A 17,221-nucleotide genomic window follows, 5' to 3' on the forward strand; every position below is an offset into this window, starting at 1 on the left:
GGCTCGGCTCTACAGGTGCAGGTCAATCGCCGACGATCCGGCCGTCCACCACGCGCGCCACCTGCTGGCCGAACATGGCCACATCCTGCGGGTCATGGCTGATCAACAGCAACGGGATGCCGGTCCGGTCCAGCACCGTTTCCAGCTCCTGACGCAGGTGCTGGCGCAGGTCATGGTCCAGTGCGGAGAACGGCTCATCCAGCAGCAGCGCCTGCGGCTGCGTCACCAGCGCCCGCGCCAATGCAGTGCGCTGGCGCTGGCCACCGGAGACCTGCGAGGGCAGCAGATCGCCCACCGTGTCGATGCGGAAGGCGTGCAACCACTGCTCCACGGCATCGAAACGCTGGCCGAGCCCCGGATTCAACCAGCCCTTCTGCAGCCCGAACGCCACGTTCTGGCGCACGCTCAGGTGCGGGAACAGCGCGTAGTCCTGGAACACATAGCCCAGCCGGCGGCGCTGCGGCGGCAGATCCACGCCGGTGGCCGCATCGAACAGGGTCTGCCCCTGCACGCGCACATGACCCTGGCCCGGCCGCAGCAGCCCGGCCACCGCCTTCAAGGTCAGGCTCTTGCCCGCGCCCGAGGGCCCGAACAACACCACTTGGCGCTGCGTGCACTGCAGCGATACGTCCAACACGAAATCCTGGCCGGCCGCCTGCAGGCGACGCTGCACCTGCAGGTCAAGCCACATCGCGCAGCTCCCGGCGACGCCCGCCCACCAGCCGCGCGGCCAGCAACAGGATCACGATGCAGACCACCGAGGTCAGTATCACCAGCGCATTGGCCTTGCCGTCCTGGCCGGCCTGCACCGCCTCGTAGATGGCAATCGACAGCGTCTGCGTGCGGCCCGGAATGCTGCCCGCCACCATCAGCGTGGCGCCGAACTCGCCCATCGCGCGCGCAAACGCCAGCAGCAGGCCGGCGAGGATGCCGCGCCAGGCCAGTGGCAGCGTGATGCGGAAGAAAACCGCCGCTTCGGATACACCCAGGGTGCGTGCGGCCTGCTCCAGCTGACCGTCCACTTCCTCGAACGCCGCGCGTGCCGGCTTGAACACCAGCGGCAGCGAGGCCACCGTCGCAGCAATCACGGCCGCCTGCCAGGTGAACACCAGGTTGATGCCGAACCACGACTGCAGCCACGCACCGATCGGACCATTGCGACCGATCAGCACCAGCAGGTAATACCCCAGCACCGTCGGCGGCAGCACCATCGGCAAGGTCAGCAGCGAATCCAGCAGCTCACGGCCGGGAAATCGCCGCCGCGCCAGCAATGCGCCCAGTGCCACGCCCAGCACCAGATTGATCGCGGTGGCCCAGCCGGCCACCTTCAGCGACAACCACAGTGCGCTCCAGTCCAGATCCATGCCTCAGGGCTTGCCGAACCCGTGCCTGGCCAGGATCGCCTGGCCTTGCGGCGAACGCACGAAGGCAGCGAAGCGCCTGGCCTCCACCGGCTGCGTACTGGCCTTGGTCACCGCCAGCGGATAGGCGATGCGCCCGGACACCGGCACCACGAACGCACGGCGCACCCGGTCGGGCATTGCCTGTGCATCGGTGGCATAGACGAAGCCGGCATCCACTTCACCGCGCGCCACGTAATCCAGCGACTGGCGCACGTTCTGCGTCGTGATGATCCTGCCCTGCACCGACGGCCACAGGCCCGCCGCTTCCAGCGCGCCTTTGCCATAGCGGCCGACCGGCACGCTGTCCGGGTTGCCCAGTGCGATGCGCTGCACACCGGCACCGGCCAGGTCCTTCAAGGTACGCGGCGCCGCCTTGGCCTGCGGCGGCACCACCACCCACAGCGCGTTCACCGCGAACACCTCGCGGGTGCCGGCCGCCAGCAGGTTCTGCTGCTGGGCCTGGTCCATCGTGGTTTCGTCGGCCGAGGCGAACACGTCCACCGGCGCACCGCGGCTGATCTGTTGCACCAACACGCCGGACGCGGCGAAGTTGAAATCGACCCTGGTGCCCGGGTGCGCCTTCTCATAGGCATTGCCCAGTTCGCGGAAGCTCTCGGTCAGGCTCGATGCCGCCGACACCGTCAACTCGGCCGCCCAGGCCGGCACTGCAGCCAGCATTCCCAGCACCAACAGCCCCGCTCGCATCATGGGTCGGCCCCTCGCCTGCCTGATCAGTCCAGTCCGGATTCCCGAGCCACGGCCAGTTCCGCCAGCCGCTCGGGTTGCAGCAACAGCATCTCACGTTGATTGACCGCAATCACACCCTCGTCGCTCAACCGGCGCAGCACCCGACTCACCGTCTCCGGCGCCATCCGCAGGTAGTTGGCGATCTCGGTGCGGGCCATGCTCAGGTTGAAGCGGGTGGCTGAGAAACCGCGCCGGGCATAGCGTCCGGAAAGATCCAGCAGGAACGCTGCCATGCGCTCCTCAGTGCGATGGTTGGCCGCCAGCGTGGCGACCTTGCCGATCTCGGCGCTGAGCAGGCTGAACAGCCGCGCCTGCAACCCCGGCATGCGCGTGGCCAGCAGGCTCAATCGCGGAAACGAGATCCGGCACAGGTAGACCGTATCCAGTGCCACCGCATTGCAGGGGAAGCGCGCGCCATGGATGGCATTGAGCCCGATCACTTCACCGGGCAGGCTGAAGCCCAACACCTGCTCGTTTCCCTGGCTGTCATCGACGAAGGTCTTGACCATGCCGGCACGCACGGCTGCGATGGAATCGAACGGATCACCCGCACGGAACAGGTAATCACCGGCCTGGAACGGCCCCACGTGGTCGACCAGCACATGCAACTCGCCCAGCGCAGCCTTGTCATAGCCCTGCGACATGCAGGCGTCCGAGAACGCACAGGTACTGCAGAAGTGCAGCGCGTCACCGTCATCGGCCGCTGCCGGATTGGGCGTGGCCGGTCGGGACGCGGAGGGAGCGGAGGGATTCAGGGGCATTGCAGCAACGCAGGAACGAAGGCCGTCATCATACGACAGCGGGGCGCCCCACCCTGCGCACCATGCGCCTACTCTGCCGCAGGTTCAGAGCGTCGCTGCGGGCCACGCTGGCGCATGCTGTCGCGCACGTCCACGTCGAACTGGAGCTGCAACATGCTGTCGTCATCCAGGGCGATACCGAAGCCCAAGCCATCCCGGCAGGGCAACCGCCCCGCCAGCGACTCAACGGCTTGGCGCGGCAGTACCAACCGGCAGAATGTACCGCCATCGAGCAGCACCGCCTGATCGCCGGCATGCAGCGACAGCGCTACGCCCCAGCCGCCGCTGCCGCCGAAGCGGGTCAGGTTCTCGACCGACTCGCCGGCCAGCAAGCGTGCCAGCTCTTCCTCATCCACGCGCAGGCGCATCGATTGCTGTTGCAGCTGGACCTTCATGCTGTGATGGACTCCCACTCTGATGGCGTATTGCAGTTGAGCAGCAACGCCTGATCCTCGGGTGCCAATGGCAATCGGGTCACGCCCAGGCGTTCCTGCAGGGCGCGCAGTGAACGTCGCGCCATCGGATCATCAATCAAGTCCCGCAGCACGCGGCGGCAATGATCATCGATCTGCAGCCGCATCGGCAACGGTTCATCGTCGAATACCGTGCAGGCGCGCGCTTGATCGGCCTGCAGACGTAGCAACAGCGCGGGCGTCATCCGCGGCGTATCGACCGGCACCACCCAGGCCGGCCCGTCAGGCATCTGCATCGCCACGCTGTAGAGCCCGCCCAGCGGGCCGCAGCGTGCCACGCAGTCCGGCACGCCGCCGAACGCCGGGTAGTTGCCGCTCACCCATACCCGCCCGGCGCCCGCCTGCTTCAACACGCCGCGCATGTGTTCCAGCAGGGTGCGGCCCTGCCAGGGCAGCAGCGCCTTGTCGCGGCCCATCCGGCTGGACAGGCCACCGGCCAGCACGATGCCGTTGATGCTCATCGCAGTAGGGCCACGCCATGCGTGGCTGCGTCGGCCGGATTCATCGGGAACGCCTCATCCACGCATGGCGTGGATCTACTGGACCCGGCGCCCTCCCGAAGGGCGCGGTCAATGCCCATGGTCATGTGTGTGGTCGTGGGAGTGCGAAGCTTCGCTGTCCACATGGCACAGGCTGCAACCCTCGCTCCACTGGCTGTCGCCGTCCTCGTAATGCTCCTGCTTCCAGATCGGGCACTGGTGCTTCACCACCTCGATCAGCTGCCGGCACGCGCGGAACGCCTCGTCCCGGTGCGGACTGCCGGCGGCCACCACCACCGCCACATCGCCGATGCCGAGCCGGCCCTTGGCATGGGCCACATACAGCTTCAGCTTCGGCCCGAACGTGCCTTCGACCTCGGCGGCCAGGCGCTTGAATTCGTTCAGCACCAGCGGTTCAAACAGATCGTAGGTGATCCCGGTCACCCGCCGGCCCACATTGACGTCGCGCACCTTGCCGATGAACACATCGATGCCGCCGAAGCCCGGATCGGAGACCGCCGCGATGCCCTCGGCCGGATCAATCGCCGCCTGCGCGCGGTCCACCACCTTCGCGATGATCTTCTCGCTCATCGCTCAGCCCCCGCTCACCGGCGGCAGGATCGCCACCCGGCCATCGTCGGGCAACGCGTCGTGGTCGCGCAGCACGCGTTGCTGATCGGCGAATGCCGAGTAATCCAGCAGGCCGGCACGGAAACCCGGCCAACGCAGTGGCAGCAGCTCGCGCAGCGCCTGGCGCAGATCGGCCACGGTGCCACCAGCCACCTCCACCGCGATTTCACGGCTTGCATCCAGATCGGAAAACGCACCGAACAACTGCAGATTCACCTGTCTCATCACGGCTCCTGGCTCGCCAGCTGCACCGGGTCCTGATGACCCCAGCCCTGCACACGCACCGGCGTGCCGGCAGGGGCCAGACCGCCCTCGCCTTCCAGCACCACCCAGGCGTTGGCCTGCAGCATGGACATCAACCGGAACGACTCCTGCCCGGCCAGCACGCGCGCACTCAGGCGACCCTGCGCATCCACTTCCACCCGCGCCCGCGCGTGGAAGCGCAGGCCCGGCGGCGTGCGCACGTCGGCCTGCAGCGGCAACGTCAGCACCGGCTCCGGTGCCAGCCCCAGCAGGCGGCGCAGCACCGGCTCGACAAAGAAGCGCTGGCCCACCGCAGCGGAGACCGGGTTGCCCGGCAGGCCGAAATACAGCGCGCCATTGGGCAGCACCGCGAACAGCAACGGCTTGCCGGGGCGGATCGCCACCTTGTGGAACACGATGCGCGCACCTCGGCCACGCAGCGCGTCGGGAATGAAATCGTAGCGGCCGGCCGACACCGCGCCTGTGCTGATCAACAGCTGCGCACCCGCGTCCAGCGATTCATCCAGGACAGCGTTGAACGCCGCCACCTCATCGCCCACCGTGCCCTGCCAGACCACCTCGGCACCGGCGGCCTGCAGGCGGCCGACCAGATACGGCCGGTTGCTGTCACGAATCTGCCCGGATGCCAGCGTCTGCGCCGCCTCGGTCACCAGCTCCTTGCCGGTAGCAATCACCGCCGCCTTTGGCCGCGCCACCACCGCCACCTCGCCCACGCCGATGGCATGCAGCAGGGTGCGCGCGTTGATGTCCAGCACCTGCCCGGCCTGCAGCACGCGCTCGCCGTCGCTTACATCCTCGCCGCGCAGGCGCACGTTCTGGCCCGGCTTCACCAATGCCTTCAGGGCAATGCGGGTCGGGCGGCCATCCTCGCTGGCGAGGATCTCCACGTTCTCGACCGGCACCACCGTATCCAGCCCAACCGGCATGCGTGCCCCGGTCATGATTTCCCAGGCACCCTCGCCGCCTTCGGCGCCAGCATCGCCGGCCGCCTGCCAACCCTGCACGGCAAATTCGGTGCCGGCCTCGAACGTCGCGCCGTTGGCGCGCAGCGCGAAGCCGTCCATCGCCGAATTGTCGAACGGCGGCAGCGACTGTGCGCTGTGGATGTCACGGGCCAGCGTGCGGCCCGCGGCCTCGTGCAGCGGCAGGCGTTCGGCCGGCAGCGGCGTAGCCGCGTCCAGCAGGCGCTGCAAGGCCTCGCTGTAGGCAATCATCAGTGGCCACCGCCATCGACCATGGCCAAGGCGTGGCCCAGCACCGGCGCCAGAATATCGAGGCACTGCGCCGCCGCCTTTGGGCTGCCCGGCAGCGCGAACACCAGCATGTTGCCCAGCTGCACCACCTCGGCGCGGCTCAGCCAGGCCATCGGCGTGTGCTGTGCACTCAGTGCCCGCACCATCTGCGCCAGGCCATGCACCGGCCGCGCATTCAACGAACGCAGCGCCTCCGGAGTCAGGTCGCGCGGGCCCAGCCCGGTACCGCCGGTACACAGGCACAGGCGCACGCCCTCGGCGGCCAAGGCCTGCAGGCGGCCTGCCAACGGCTCGATGCCATCGGGCAGCACTTCGGCGGCCACCACCTCGCCACCCAGCTTTTTCAGCCCGGTCACCAGGGTCGGGCCGGAGACATCTTCATAAGTGCCTTCACTGGCGCGATCACTCAGTGTGATCACCGCGCAGGCCGCGCCCTCCAACCCCTTTGGCGCACGCGGGTTGAAACGCTCACGCTCGGCCTCGTCCATGCCGTCCGGGTGCAGCCACACACCACGCTTGCCGCCTTCCTTGAACAGCAGGCGGATGCCTTCGATGCGCAGGGCCGGCTCCACCGGCTTGCTCAGGTCGTACAGGGTCAGCAGCGCCGCGTTGACGCCGGCCAGTGCCTCCATCTCGACGCCGGTGCGTGCCTCGCTGGCGCACTCGCACCACACGCGGATCGCCTGCCGTTCCGGCACCGGCGCGCAGAACACCTGCACCAGCTCCAGCGGCAACGGATGGCACAGCGGCATCAGCATCGAGGCCATCTTCGCGCCCTGCAGGCCGGCTATCTCGGCCATCACCAGCGCATCGCCCTTGGGCAGGCGGCGCTCGACAATCAGCGGATAGGCCACTGGACCGGCATGCAGCTCGCCCACCGCCACCGCACGGCGGCGGCTGATGCGCTTGTTGCGCACATCGGCCATGTGGAAGGCCGTGTTCAATTCCCCACTCATCGTGTTGCTCATCCTCCGATCGAGGCCAGGTGCGGGGTCAGCCCGGTCTGGCCCTGGTGCAGTCCATGCCCGGCCGCTTTCAGGCCAAGCTGGGTGGTGATGCGTGCCAGCAGCGCGTCGTGGTCCTCGTCGCGCTGCAGCAGCGGGCGCAGCGGAACGCCGAACTCGCCGAACAGGCACAGCCGCAGGTCGCCCTTGGCGGTCACCCGCAGGCGGTTGCAGCCCTTGCAGAAGTCACGCGAATACGGCGCGATGATGCCGATGCTGCCGCGATGGTCAGGGTGGCTGAACTCGCGCGCCGGGCCGGCATCGGCGGCGCGCGGGCGCTCGTGCCAGCCAGCGGCCAGCAGCTGCTCGATCACCCGATCGGCGCGCAGGTGGTGGCGCTGGAAATAGGCTTCGTTGTCGCCGGTGCGCATCAGTTCGATGAAGCGCACGCTGAAGGGGCGATCGCGCAGGTACTCCATCCACTGCGGGAGCTCGTCGTCATTCAGGCCGCGCAGCAGCACCGCGTTGAGCTTGATCGCCGGCAGGCCCAACGCCTGCGCCAGGGCCAGGCCCTGCTGGATCTCCGGCAGGCGGTCATGCCCGGTGATGGTCCTGAAGCGTTCGCGCTGCAGGCTGTCCATGCTCACGTTCAGCGCGGTCAGGCCGGCGCGGTGCCAGCCCGGCAGGCGCCTCGGCAGCAGCGTGCCATTGGTGGTGATGGCCACCTTGCGGATGCCCGGAACCGCCGCCACGGTGGCGATGATCTCGTCCAGATCCTTGCGCAGGCTGGGCTCGCCGCCGGTCAGGCGGATCTTGCTCATGCCCAGCGCGGCAAAGGCCCGCACCAAGCGGCCGATCTCATCCACCTGCAGGAAACGCGGGCGGCCGTCGGCCTGGTACCCGTCGGGAAGGCAGTAGCTGCACCGGAAGTTGCAGGCTTCGGTGAGCGACAAGCGCAGGTACGGAAAGCTGCGTCCGAAGCTGTCGGTGAGTTGGCTCATCGCTGTTCCGCCTCCTGGTACCACCCTGCAGCCCTGCCCCTGAACGGGTTGTCGACCCCAACCCGCAGAGTGCGCTGGGGCGTTGAAAGCGTCAACCCGGGAGGCACGCAGCCTGAATTGGCACCGCCTGTCGTGATAGGCCCTCCCCGCCCGTCCCGTTCGCCGTGACAACCTCGACCCCTGTCGCAGATTGCACGTTGCGGGTGGATCGCTACGCCAGCCAGCACTGGCGGGGCTTAACAGCGTAGGACAATGTCAAAAGCGTCTCCAATCGAGTGATGTTTGCAACTCTTCTGATTGGCATTGCACAGCGCCAGGGGCTCAGATGGGCGTGCCACCGGAAAAGGGTGGCCGGGTTTCGAATCCCGAGTTGGTCCTGAGTGATTGCGCTTGCCAGTCGGCGTCCACATTCCGTGGCGCCGGCTGGCAATCCGTCTGCCGGCTATGGCGGGCGGTGCGTGGGGGCGTTCGCGCCCACCGGCTTGGGACCAACCCGGATTCGAACCACGTACCGCCCGCCACTTTTATGGGTGGCGGCTACCGATTGCCCTGCACGGAGCCTTGCCATGAACGAATCGGACTTCCCGCATCTGCACGCCTACCGCAGCACCGCCGGCGACGACGGTTCACCACAGGCTGCGCCTGCCATGGACAGGAACACCTTCATTGCCAATCTCCACCGCATCGGCTCCGGTGCGGCGGCCGATGGGCAACCGTGGCCGGAGCGTCACCCGCTGCCCGGCCGCCGCCTCGCCCTGGCCGACGCCGATTGCGCGTTGACCGGGTTGCGGGTGGTGCTGGAAATGCTGCTGGCGGCGGAGCGCACCCGCCAGAACGGCGAACCGGAAGAGTACGTGGGCGACCGGGTGATGGAGGGGTTGGTCATGGCCTGCCAGTCGTTGTGCGCGCAGGCGGTGGGGCGGTTGCAGCCCGAAGGGTGAAGGGCATGCGCCACGCCCTTCAGCGAGGACCGCTTTCAGCAGGCGTCAGCGCTAGCTGAAAGCGCTCCTCAGATCGACGCCGATGATCGGCGAGAAGTCCACCTTGCACAGCTCCAGCTCGAAGAGCTGATCGTGATTGTCCAGGCACAGGGTGACTCTCACCGGCACGCCGTCGGCATCGGCAAGCATCGCCGTGGCAATGTCGCTTCCGAAGACCTGGGTCGTGCTGGACAGGAACACCACGCCCCCGAATCCGACGACCTCCACGTCCTCCACCTGGGCGAGCGCCAGATCCTTCAACAACCGTTCGGACAGCTCGGTCGTCTCGGGCAGCAGCCTGTGGATGAGGGAGACCTCGTCGGGGGTGAGGAATCTGGGCACGGGATGTCCTTCAGGGCACTGCATCCAGCCTCCCCCGCAAAGACTACTGTGAGTAATTGACTTCTTTAGTGACATTTCCACTTCGGTCGTACCATCGCCACACACCGGCCTTATGCCCATTCTTAAACTGTCCACGCATACGAATATACCCATCATCTGCGGCGACAAATGGACCATCAGCAATCTCGCACCCCTTCAAAGAGCCCGCTTTTCCCCACGGCTCGGTCTTCAGTCGAGCGGGCTCAACACATTCTATCCGCTCATCGTCGAACGAATTCGTCGTTGCGCCCTGCTTCTGATCCGCACATGCCGAAGAAAGTGACGCCAGCAGGACGCATGTCATGTATCTCTTCATACCTACCTCAGCCCAGGAACCTTCGAGTTGAGCAATCGTTTGTTCTGCTCTTGCTGCAGTTCGACTGTACTAGCATTCCAAAGTGTCTTGGCTACAAATGATTGGCAATGGTTGGTAGGCCCCCACCTACCAAGTGATCTCCCTATCTGAAGCTGGGAATTGACTCTCGCTTCGTCGACATTTTTAACCACTTTGCATGATGCTCCAGGCTCATTGCTACGACCGACATGGTTGGTCACCTGCACGGGATCGCCCGGCATGTCTCCACTGTCGTTACCAGGTACGTTTCCACGAGTGCCACCCATGCCTGCCTCAACTGTATCCGTACGAATCCATTGGTGATCAATTGGATTGTTGGATACTCCAAAGGCCGGCTGACTACATACAAGTACTTCCAAGCCCTCAGGGTCAATCCAACTCATCGGATTTCCCATCACGTAGCCAAAGGTATTTGGCCCCGCTGCGAGCCCAATCGGATCACTCTGCGAATAACGACCCACCGCAGGGTCATACTCCCGCTGGTAGTTGTAGAACAGCCCACTCGCATCCGTCGCCTGCTGGCCCGGGAAGCGCAGCGCCAGTTCGAACGCCACACCATCCCCGTCCGGGTCTGCACTCGGAATCTGGTTGCCGAACACCTCGCTCTTGTTGCTCCACTCCCAGATCGCGACATTCCGTACCGGATCGATCACTACGCGCGGTGTGCCCAGGTGATCCGGCTGCACGTAGGCCAGTTCCGGCACGCCGGTGGCCGGCATGTTGATCAACGCCACCGGGTAGTTGTCCAGCCAGATGGCCTGCTGCTGCGCCTGGCCCGTGGCCGAGTAGTTGCCCAGCCACTGCCCTGCTTCGTCGTACAAGGTGATCTGCGCTGCGCCACCGGCCGGGGTACGCAGTACGCGCTCACCGCGATGGTTGTAGGCGTAGCTTTCCAGTACAGCATCGCCCTGCTTCACTGCGTTCATGCGGTTGGCATCGTTGTAGGTGAACGTCTTGCCACCGATGCTGGTGGTGTTGCCCACCGCGTCATGGTTGCGCGACTCGCCATCCACCGCAGTCAGGCGATGGCTGGTTGCGGGATAGGTGTAGCTGGCCGTGCCTGCCGAGGTGGTCAGCGCGGTGCGATTGCCGGTGGCGTCATACGCATAGGTTTCAATCGGGGTGCCGGTCGTGCCGTCCTGGGTCTGGGTCAGGCGGCCCAGCGTGTCGTAGGCGTACTTGGCCAGCACCGTCGAGCCTGCGCCATTCTTCAGCTCAGTGATCGAGCCGACCGGATCATAGCCATAGCCCAGCGACAGGCCGCCTGCAGCCGGGTCATGCACCGCCTGCGGGCGATAATCCAGATCCAACGGACGCTGCAGCTGGCGGCCGTTGCCGTAGGCCCAACCGGTCGCCGGGCCGAAAGCCGCGTAGGTCAGGTTGTTCACCACGATCTGGCGGGCCTGGCCGGGGCGGGTCAGGCCGATCTGGCTGATGCGGCCCTGGGTATCGCGGACGTAGTCGGCCACGCTGCCGTCGGGGTAGGTCAACGCAGTCAGGCGGCCCGACTTGCTATAGGCGTAGCGCAGCGTGCTGGCAACGCCGTTGACGGTCTGTACCTTGCGGGTGACCTGGCCGAAACGGTCATAGCAGTACTGGGTACTGCCATTGGCGTGCAGCACCTGCCCCAACCGTCCCTTGGCGAAGCGCTCGTCGGCGGCACAGGCGGCAGGCGCCACGTCATAGCTGTAGCCCGCGTCCAGATTGGGATCCGGGTAGGCGATGCCGATCAGGCGGTTGAGTGCATCGTAGTGATAGGTGGCGGTGACGCCACGCGCATCGGTAGCCGTCTTGCGATTGCCGGCGGCGTCCACGGTGAAGCTGCTGGCGCCACTGTCCGGGCTGACTTGCCCGGTCAGATCACCGAAACCGTTGTAGACATAGCCTGCTCTTCTCGGGCTTCACGCGCGGCTCGCATCGCTACCTGGCGACCGGGCACACCCTCCAGCGCGAGGATCCTGCTGCAGTGGTGGCCGCGATTCAATCCGTCTCCGGCACTTTGAAGTAGCCGTTCCAGGCAATGGCTTTCCGGGTTGTTCCCTGCTACTGCCCACGCAGGCGCACCGCAAAGTACCGCGCCGGGGAAAGGCCAAGCGCCTTCTTGAACATCGTGATGAAGGCCGTCACCGACTCATAGCCCAGCGTCTCGGAAACGCGTTGTACCGGTGCGCCCGCGGCGAGTTCACGAATGGCGATGAGCAGGTGCAGCTGCTGCCGCCAGCGTCCGAAGGACAGTCCCGTTTCCCGTTCGATGAGGCGGGTCAACGTGCGCTCGCCCAGGGCCAGGCGCACAGCCCACTGGCTGATGGTGCTGCGGTCTGCCGGATCCGCCGACAGCGCCGCCGCCAGCGCACGCACCTTCGGGTGATGGCTGACCGGCAGCGACAGATGCTCGGCCGGCATCTGTACCAGCTCGTCCAGCAACACCCGCGCCAGCCGGTCGGTGTGGCTGCCATGCGGATAGTCCAGCGGCGCGTCGGCCAGGTGCAGGATCATCTCGCGCAGCATCGGCGAGATCGCCAGCGTCACGCACTGCGCCGGCAGGTCGACGATGCCGGGCTCGACGAATAGATAGCACAGGCGCGCGTTGGCGGTGGCGCGGTTGCTGTGCGGCATGCCGCCCGGAATCCAGACGCCACACTGGGGCGGCACGATCCACAGCGCATTGGCCACTTCGCAGGTCACCGCCCCATGCAGCGCAAGAATGAGCTGGCCCTTTCGATGCTCATGCACCGGAATTTCCGCGTCGTGCTCGGCCACCTGCAGGCGGCTGGCAACCGCCGGGCGATCGGTCTCGTCCGGGTCCAGGTCAAAGCCGGGGAGCGAAATGCGAGCCATTCTCACATTGACCGGTTTTAGCGATTGGTTGTCATTGTAGCGAAATTCGCCAGTGCGGCCGATCACTAGGATGAGCCGCATGCACTCCCCCACTCCTGCCCGTCCCCACGTGTTCCAGGCATTCGCCCGGTTGAAAAGCCCTGCCCTCAGGACCGATCAGGAGGCGGTGCTCTTCTCGCTCAAATGCCTGCTCGCCGCGTCGCTGGGGCTGTATGTCTCCCTGCGGATCGGCCTGAATCGCCCGTTCTGGGTGATCGGCACGGTCTATCTGGTGTCGCAGCCCCTTTCCGGGGCAACACTGAGCCGCGGCCTGTTTCGCCTGCTCGGTACCGTGGGCGGGGCTGTCGCCACCGTCGCGCTGGTGCCACGCTTCGCCAATGCACCCCTGGTGCTGAGCGCCGCGCTCGCCACCTGGATGTCGCTTTGCCTGTATCTGGCAATGCTCGACCGCACGCCGCGTGCCTATGCGTTCCTGCTGGCCGGCTATACCACCAGCCTGATCGGCTTTCCTGCGGTGATGGTGCCGGGAGACGTGTTCACCATTGCCATCACGCGGGTGCAGGAAATTGCCATCGGCATCCTGGCCGCAACGCTGATACACGCGCTGGTGCTGCCGCGCCGGGTCTCGATGCGCGTGCACGCACGGGTCGCTGCCGTGCTGGATGACGCGGAACGATGGACACGGGACATGCGCGCCGGCGCATCGGACACGGTGCTGGCGACGGACCGCTCGAAAGTGGCGGCCGACCTGCTCGAGCTGCATGTGCTGTCGATCCACCTGCCCTTCGACAGCGCCCACGGCGTGGCCCAGGTGCAGATCCTGCGTGCCCTGCATGACCGGATGCTGGACGTGCTGATGCTGTCCAGCGCGGTGGAAGATTCCATCGACCGGCTGCGTTCACCACAGGCCGGCGCGATGGATGCAACGGGCTGGCGCGATCTGCTGCAGGCCGGCCTCGCCGCGCAACAGACCGAGCTCGACCTCGCCCACGCCGATTGCCGCGTACTGCAAGCGGAGCTGCACACTGCCCGGCCCGACTGGCGCCGGCATGTACCTGCCCGCCTTGCACGACATGTGCAGGGTGCGGTACTTCACCGGGATCATCGGCTTGCCCTGCGCAGCGCGCTGGGCGCGTTCGTCGGCATCCTGCTGAGCTGCGTTCTATGGATCGCTACCGGCTGGTCGGAGGGCGCCACGGCGGTGTCCATCATCGGCACGGCGTGCGTGCTGTTCGGCACGATCGAAGCGCCGGCACCGCATGTCATGCGCTACCTGGTGGGATCGTGCATCGGCGTGGCCGTCGGCCTGCTCTACGGTCTGCTGATCTTCCCCGCGTTGTCCGATATCACCGGCCTGATTACCGCGCTCGCGCCGGTGCTGCTGCTGTGCGGATCGTTCCTGGCCCGGCCGCCCTTCATCATGGCCGCCCTGGGCGTGGTACTGACCTTCCCGATCATCGCAGGCCTGGGCGCGACCAATTCGGTCAACATCGTCGGCGCGCTCAACAACAGCGTTGCGTTGTTCATCGGTACGACGGTGGCACTGTGCAGCATGCAGCTGTTCCAGACCGCCGATGCGGGCCGCAACCGCGCTCGGCTGGAGCGGTCGATCCGTCGGGACATCGCACGACACGCCGCCGGGCAAGGCGGTGCGAGCCACGCGTGGCTCAGCCGCATGCTGGATCGAATCGGGCTGCTCGCTCCCAGGTTGCAGGGCCGTTCCAGCGCAGTACACGAGCTGCGGGCATTGTTTGCGGACGTTCGTGCGGCACATGCATCCAGCCAACTCCGCACACTGGACAAGTACCTGGACGACCCGCACGTTCGGGCGCTAAACGCGGCGCTGGTCGAACGCGTCGCCGCACATTTCAGGGTTCGCGCCCACGCGCCACGCAGTGTCGATGCCCATCTTCTGAAGTTGTTGGACTGCATGCGCGAGGCCGCAACAGCCATCGCCGAGGCCGATCGAGGGAATCTGCTGCACCTGCTCAGCGGGTTGCGCCGCGACCTGCTGGCCTCACCGCTCACCCATCGGCACTGACCGCATGCTCTCTGATCTTTCCATTGATGGCGTGCTCATTCCCGGCCTGCTCGCCGTGGCCATCGCCGCGTTGGCGCTGTCGGTACTGACCTCACGTTTCCTCGCCAGCCTCGGTCTGTACCGGTTGTTCGCCGCGTGGCCACTGGTGGGCCTGTCCCTGTTCGTGATCCTGGCGGAGCTGATGATCCAGCTCTCGCCCCTGCTCGAGAAATGAAATGAAAGACCTGCTTGCTGTCATCGGGCGCTGGAGCGCAACTCTGGTAGTGTTCGCAATTGCCGTCGTCGCTGCACTGGCCATCTGGCATCGCTACGAAACACGCCCATGGACGCGCGATGGCCGGGTGCGCGCCGATGTGGTGCGCGTTGCGTCAGACATGGGGGGGCTGGTCACCCAGGTGCTCGTGCACGACAACCAGCGGGTCAGTGCCGGCCAGCTGCTGCTGGTGCTCGATCAGCCACGCTTCGCCGCCACGCTGGAGAAGGCAGACGCGGCGGTCAGGAGCGCGCATGCCACGCTGGCGCTGGCTCGCCGCGAATCGGCGCGGGACAACGCACTTGGCAACCTGGTCGCTTCGGAAACCCGCGAACGCAACGCCGCCAAGGTCGATACCGAGCTGGCCGCGCTGGCGCAGGCACGGGCCGAACAGCGCGTTGCCCAGCTCAACGTGCAACGCACCGAGGTGCGCGCAACCACCGATGGCATCATCACCAACCTCGACCTGCACGCGGGCGACTACCTGCAGCCGGGGGCACAGGCGCTGGCGCTGATCGACACCGGCAGCCTGCGCATCGAGGGCTACTTCGAGGAAACCAAACTGGCCTGCATCACCGAGGGCGATGCCGCCGTGGCCCGGCTGATGGGCGACAACCACGACGTCCGCGGGCACGTGGATACCATCGCCGCCGGCATTGCCGACGATCAGCGCTCAAGCACACACAACCTGCTGCCCGCCGTGGCGCCAACTTACACCTGGGTGAGGCTGGCGCAGCGCATCCCGGTACGCATCCGCATCGATGATGCGCCGTCGGATACCCGCCTGATCGTGGGTCGCACTGCGAGTGTGACCATCACACCCTCGGCAGCGGGAGCCTGCAAGTGAGCGTGCGAACACTACGCGGTGGGCTGCTTGCCCTGCTGCTGCCCATGACGGCCTGCGTATCCGGCCCCGACTATCACCTGCCTGCGAATGCCGTCGCAGCCTCCCCCCGGGCGGCCCGGGCGTTCGTCTCGGGCAGCGAGGCATCGTTCAGCCACGACGCGCCACCGGATCGGTGGTGGGAACTGTATGGCGACCCCCAGCTTGACGGCTACGTGCGCGAAGCACTGGCGGCCAACACCGACCTGCGCGCTGCCGATGCCAACCTCCGGCGCGCCAGCGCTACCGTGCTGGAGTACCGCGCGCGCGGTGCCGTACAGGCCGACGTGGATGCGTCGGGCACGCTCATCCATGCCGGTGGCTACACCCAGGCGTCGGCCGCGCCGCAGTCGTACGCGCTGGGCCTTCACCTCTCCTATCCACTGGATCTTGCAGGCGGTATCCGCCGCGGCATCGAAGCCGCCAACGCGGACGCCGAGGCCGTCGCTGCGGCGCGGGACCAGGTCCGCGTGGTCGTCGCTGCGGCCGTCACCCGGGCCTATCTCCAGGTGTGCACCCGAAATCACACGCTCGCTGCAACCCGGCAGGTGCTGGCGGTGCAGCGCGCCACCCTGGAGGCAACCCGACGCCTGGCTGCCGGAGGGCGCGGAACGGACTTCGATGTCAGCCGTGCCGGTGCCGCCGTCAACCGCAGCGCGGCGGGGATACCGCACCTGCTGGCGGAACGCCAGGCCGCACTGTTCGAACTGGCCGCATTGATGGGCAGGCTCCCGGCGGACTATCCCAGGGAGGCCGAAGCCTGCCCAGGCCCCCCGGAGCTGGAGCAGGCGCTGCCGGCCGGTGATGGTTGGCAGCTGCTCCAGCGGCGCCCCGACGTACGCGCAGCCGAACGCAGCCTGGCCGCCGCGACTGCAATGATCGGTGTCGAGACGGCGGGTCTCTATCCGCAGATCACCTTGGGCGCCTCTTCGGGCGTGGCCGGCACACCGGCGCATCTGCTGTCGGCCGACGGCTTCGGTGCGAGCATCGGTCCCGCGCTGTCATGGCACTGGCCCAACCGCCGCGTGGCCAAGGCCCGCGTCGCAGCGGCAGGTGCCAATGCAGATACCGCGCTCGCGTCCTTTGACGGCGTCGTGCTGCAGGCACTGCGCCAGACCGAGACCGCGCTTTCTGCCTGCACGCAGGAACTTGAACGCGAGCGCAGCCTGGCGCAGGCGCGTGGGGATGCAGCGCGGGCCGCCGGGCAGGCGCAGCAGCTCTACCGTTTCGGCAGGATCGATTTTCTCGACCTGCTTTCGGCCCAGGCCGCGCTGGCAGATGCGGAGTCCGCATTGGCCGTCTCGCGCGCGGAGCGCATTGACCGGCAGATGGATCTTTTCCTGTCGTTGGGTGGAGGCTGGGCTGCAACAGATTCAGCCCCGGGCGGGGTCCAGTGACCCGTTGCCTGGCAGCGGCTGCAGGCCGCGCCGTCTGTTCAGAAAAGTGCCGCCCAAACCCGTATTCATTCACACTGACTGCCCTATATTCCCGCCACA

18 protein-coding genes and 2 pseudogenes are annotated in these 17,221 nt (G+C 66.8%); 6 read left to right on the forward strand and 14 right to left on the reverse strand.

The window, feature by feature from the left end; translation table 11 throughout:
• Nucleotides 1-22 precede the first annotated feature (22 nt).
• The 11 genes from O0J15_RS11395 to moaA form a co-directional block, all read right to left on the reverse strand.
• Nucleotides 23-691: a sulfate/molybdate ABC transporter ATP-binding protein gene (locus O0J15_RS11395; protein WP_134729019.1), complete on the reverse strand. Its 669-nt coding sequence runs from the start codon at nt 689-691 to the stop codon at nt 23-25.
• Nucleotides 681-1,364 (reverse strand): molybdate ABC transporter permease subunit, encoded by a 684-nt coding sequence (gene modB / locus O0J15_RS11400; protein ID WP_021204216.1) that lies wholly within the window; start codon nt 1,362-1,364, stop codon nt 681-683. The genes O0J15_RS11395 and modB overlap by 11 nt, the downstream gene beginning before the upstream one ends.
• A 3-nt stretch (nt 1,365-1,367) precedes the next feature.
• The gene (modA, locus tag O0J15_RS11405) at nt 1,368-2,111 is read right to left on the reverse strand and encodes a molybdate ABC transporter substrate-binding protein (RefSeq protein ID WP_308305669.1); all 744 of its coding nucleotides are present in this window, start codon (nt 2,109-2,111) and stop codon (nt 1,368-1,370) included.
• A gap of 23 nt (nt 2,112-2,134) precedes the next feature.
• Nucleotides 2,135-2,911, reverse strand: coding sequence for a helix-turn-helix domain-containing protein (locus tag O0J15_RS11410; protein ID WP_308305670.1), 777 nt, complete (start codon nt 2,909-2,911; stop codon nt 2,135-2,137).
• 68 nt (nt 2,912-2,979) lie between these two features.
• Nucleotides 2,980-3,345 carry a hypothetical protein gene (locus O0J15_RS11415; protein ID WP_164144752.1) on the reverse strand — a complete coding sequence of 122 codons (366 nt, stop codon included), beginning with the start codon at nt 3,343-3,345 and terminating at the stop codon, nt 2,980-2,982.
• Nucleotides 3,342-3,884 carry a molybdenum cofactor guanylyltransferase gene (locus tag O0J15_RS11420; RefSeq protein ID WP_058981727.1) on the reverse strand — a complete coding sequence of 181 codons (543 nt, stop codon included), beginning with the start codon at nt 3,882-3,884 and terminating at the stop codon, nt 3,342-3,344. Before O0J15_RS11420 ends, O0J15_RS11415 begins: the two co-directional genes overlap by 4 nt.
• Before the next feature lie 108 nt (nt 3,885-3,992).
• Complete coding sequence (locus O0J15_RS11425) at nt 3,993-4,493, reverse strand: molybdenum cofactor biosynthesis protein MoaE (RefSeq protein WP_308305671.1); 501 nt, start codon at nt 4,491-4,493, stop codon at nt 3,993-3,995.
• Nucleotides 4,494-4,496: 3 nt separating this feature from the next.
• On the reverse strand, nt 4,497-4,757 hold the full coding sequence (locus tag O0J15_RS11430) for a MoaD/ThiS family protein (protein ID WP_021204222.1): 261 nt from the start codon (nt 4,755-4,757) through the stop codon (nt 4,497-4,499).
• The gene (gene glp / locus O0J15_RS11435; protein WP_308305672.1) at nt 4,757-6,010 is read right to left on the reverse strand and encodes a gephyrin-like molybdotransferase Glp; all 1,254 of its coding nucleotides are present in this window, start codon (nt 6,008-6,010) and stop codon (nt 4,757-4,759) included. The genes O0J15_RS11430 and glp overlap by 1 nt, the downstream gene beginning before the upstream one ends.
• Nucleotides 6,010-7,005 carry a bifunctional molybdenum cofactor biosynthesis protein MoaC/MoaB gene (gene moaCB, locus O0J15_RS11440; RefSeq protein WP_308305683.1) on the reverse strand — a complete coding sequence of 332 codons (996 nt, stop codon included), beginning with the start codon at nt 7,003-7,005 and terminating at the stop codon, nt 6,010-6,012. Before moaCB ends, glp begins: the two co-directional genes overlap by 1 nt.
• An 8-nt stretch (nt 7,006-7,013) precedes the next feature.
• Entirely contained in the window at nt 7,014-7,994 is a 981-nt protein-coding gene (gene moaA / locus O0J15_RS11445) for a GTP 3',8-cyclase MoaA (RefSeq protein WP_308305673.1), read from the reverse strand.
• 566 nt (nt 7,995-8,560) lie between these two features.
• On the opposite strand from moaA, the gene O0J15_RS11450 reads away from it, so the two are divergent.
• Entirely contained in the window at nt 8,561-8,935 is a 375-nt protein-coding gene (locus tag O0J15_RS11450) for a hypothetical protein (protein WP_308305674.1), read from the forward strand.
• A 51-nt stretch (nt 8,936-8,986) separates the two neighbouring features.
• Here the strand turns inward: O0J15_RS11450 and O0J15_RS11455 are convergent, their stop codons facing one another.
• Entirely contained in the window at nt 8,987-9,316 is a 330-nt protein-coding gene (locus O0J15_RS11455) for a hypothetical protein (protein ID WP_308305675.1), read from the reverse strand.
• A gap of 750 nt (nt 9,317-10,066) precedes the next feature.
• Nucleotides 10,067-11,587: pseudogene (locus O0J15_RS11460) on the reverse strand (RHS repeat-associated core domain-containing protein); the annotation flags it as partial.
• Here O0J15_RS11460 and O0J15_RS11465 point away from each other — a divergent pair.
• Nucleotides 11,587-11,718 (forward strand): annotated as a pseudogene (locus O0J15_RS11465) (alpha/beta hydrolase); the annotation flags it as partial. The pseudogenes O0J15_RS11460 and O0J15_RS11465 sit on opposite strands and share 1 nt — an antisense overlap.
• Nucleotides 11,719-11,753: 35 nt before the next feature.
• Here the strand turns inward: O0J15_RS11465 and O0J15_RS11470 are convergent.
• Nucleotides 11,754-12,548: a helix-turn-helix domain-containing protein gene (locus O0J15_RS11470; RefSeq protein WP_021204230.1), complete on the reverse strand. Its 795-nt coding sequence runs from the start codon at nt 12,546-12,548 to the stop codon at nt 11,754-11,756.
• A gap of 79 nt (nt 12,549-12,627) precedes the next feature.
• Here O0J15_RS11470 and O0J15_RS11475 point away from each other — a divergent pair, with 79 nt between their 5' ends.
• Genes O0J15_RS11475 through O0J15_RS11490 form a run of 4 tightly spaced genes read left to right on the forward strand, consistent with a single transcriptional unit; the run spans nt 12,628 to nt 17,122 of the window.
• Nucleotides 12,628-14,589, forward strand: coding sequence for an FUSC family protein (locus O0J15_RS11475; protein ID WP_308305676.1), 1,962 nt, complete (start codon nt 12,628-12,630; stop codon nt 14,587-14,589).
• A gap of 4 nt (nt 14,590-14,593) precedes the next feature.
• Nucleotides 14,594-14,803, forward strand: coding sequence for a DUF1656 domain-containing protein (locus O0J15_RS11480; protein WP_180876671.1), 210 nt, complete (start codon nt 14,594-14,596; stop codon nt 14,801-14,803).
• A gap of 1 nt (nt 14,804) precedes the next feature.
• Complete coding sequence (locus O0J15_RS11485) at nt 14,805-15,689, forward strand: biotin/lipoyl-binding protein (protein WP_180876669.1); 885 nt, start codon at nt 14,805-14,807, stop codon at nt 15,687-15,689.
• Complete coding sequence (locus O0J15_RS11490; protein WP_180876667.1) at nt 15,686-17,122, forward strand: efflux transporter outer membrane subunit; 1,437 nt, start codon at nt 15,686-15,688, stop codon at nt 17,120-17,122. The genes O0J15_RS11485 and O0J15_RS11490 overlap by 4 nt, the downstream gene beginning before the upstream one ends.
• Nucleotides 17,123-17,221 lie beyond the last annotated feature (99 nt).

The sequence above is a fragment of the Stenotrophomonas sp. Sm10 genome (genome assembly GCF_030985515.1).
GTDB lineage: Bacteria > Pseudomonadota > Gammaproteobacteria > Xanthomonadales > Xanthomonadaceae > Stenotrophomonas > Stenotrophomonas hibiscicola.

What these genes read in the sequence shown, in the direction of transcription:
- O0J15_RS11395 (WP_134729019.1), bottom strand. Translation starts at nt 691, where the DNA reads ATGTGGCTTGACCTGCAGGTGCAGCGTCGCCTGCAGGCGGCCGGCCAG.
- modB (WP_021204216.1), bottom strand. Translation starts at nt 1,364, where the DNA reads ATGGATCTGGACTGGAGCGCACTGTGGTTGTCGCTGAAGGTGGCCGGC.
- modA (WP_308305669.1), bottom strand. Translation starts at nt 2,111, where the DNA reads ATGATGCGAGCGGGGCTGTTGGTGCTGGGAATGCTGGCTGCAGTGCCG.
- O0J15_RS11410 (WP_308305670.1), bottom strand. Translation starts at nt 2,911, where the DNA reads ATGCCCCTGAATCCCTCCGCTCCCTCCGCGTCCCGACCGGCCACGCCC.
- O0J15_RS11415 (WP_164144752.1), bottom strand. Translation starts at nt 3,345, where the DNA reads ATGAAGGTCCAGCTGCAACAGCAATCGATGCGCCTGCGCGTGGATGAG.
- O0J15_RS11420 (WP_058981727.1), bottom strand. Translation starts at nt 3,884, where the DNA reads ATGAGCATCAACGGCATCGTGCTGGCCGGTGGCCTGTCCAGCCGGATG.
- O0J15_RS11425 (WP_308305671.1), bottom strand. Translation starts at nt 4,493, where the DNA reads ATGAGCGAGAAGATCATCGCGAAGGTGGTGGACCGCGCGCAGGCGGCG.
- O0J15_RS11430 (WP_021204222.1), bottom strand. Translation starts at nt 4,757, where the DNA reads ATGAGACAGGTGAATCTGCAGTTGTTCGGTGCGTTTTCCGATCTGGAT.
- glp (WP_308305672.1), bottom strand. Translation starts at nt 6,010, where the DNA reads ATGATTGCCTACAGCGAGGCCTTGCAGCGCCTGCTGGACGCGGCTACG.
- moaCB (WP_308305683.1), bottom strand. Translation starts at nt 7,005, where the DNA reads ATGAGTGGGGAATTGAACACGGCCTTCCACATGGCCGATGTGCGCAAC.
- moaA (WP_308305673.1), bottom strand. Translation starts at nt 7,994, where the DNA reads ATGAGCCAACTCACCGACAGCTTCGGACGCAGCTTTCCGTACCTGCGC.
- O0J15_RS11450 (WP_308305674.1), top strand. Translation starts at nt 8,561, where the DNA reads ATGAACGAATCGGACTTCCCGCATCTGCACGCCTACCGCAGCACCGCC.
- O0J15_RS11470 (WP_021204230.1), bottom strand. Translation starts at nt 12,548, where the DNA reads ATGGCTCGCATTTCGCTCCCCGGCTTTGACCTGGACCCGGACGAGACC.
- O0J15_RS11475 (WP_308305676.1), top strand. Translation starts at nt 12,628, where the DNA reads ATGCACTCCCCCACTCCTGCCCGTCCCCACGTGTTCCAGGCATTCGCC.
- O0J15_RS11480 (WP_180876671.1), top strand. Translation starts at nt 14,594, where the DNA reads ATGCTCTCTGATCTTTCCATTGATGGCGTGCTCATTCCCGGCCTGCTC.
- O0J15_RS11485 (WP_180876669.1), top strand. Translation starts at nt 14,805, where the DNA reads ATGAAAGACCTGCTTGCTGTCATCGGGCGCTGGAGCGCAACTCTGGTA.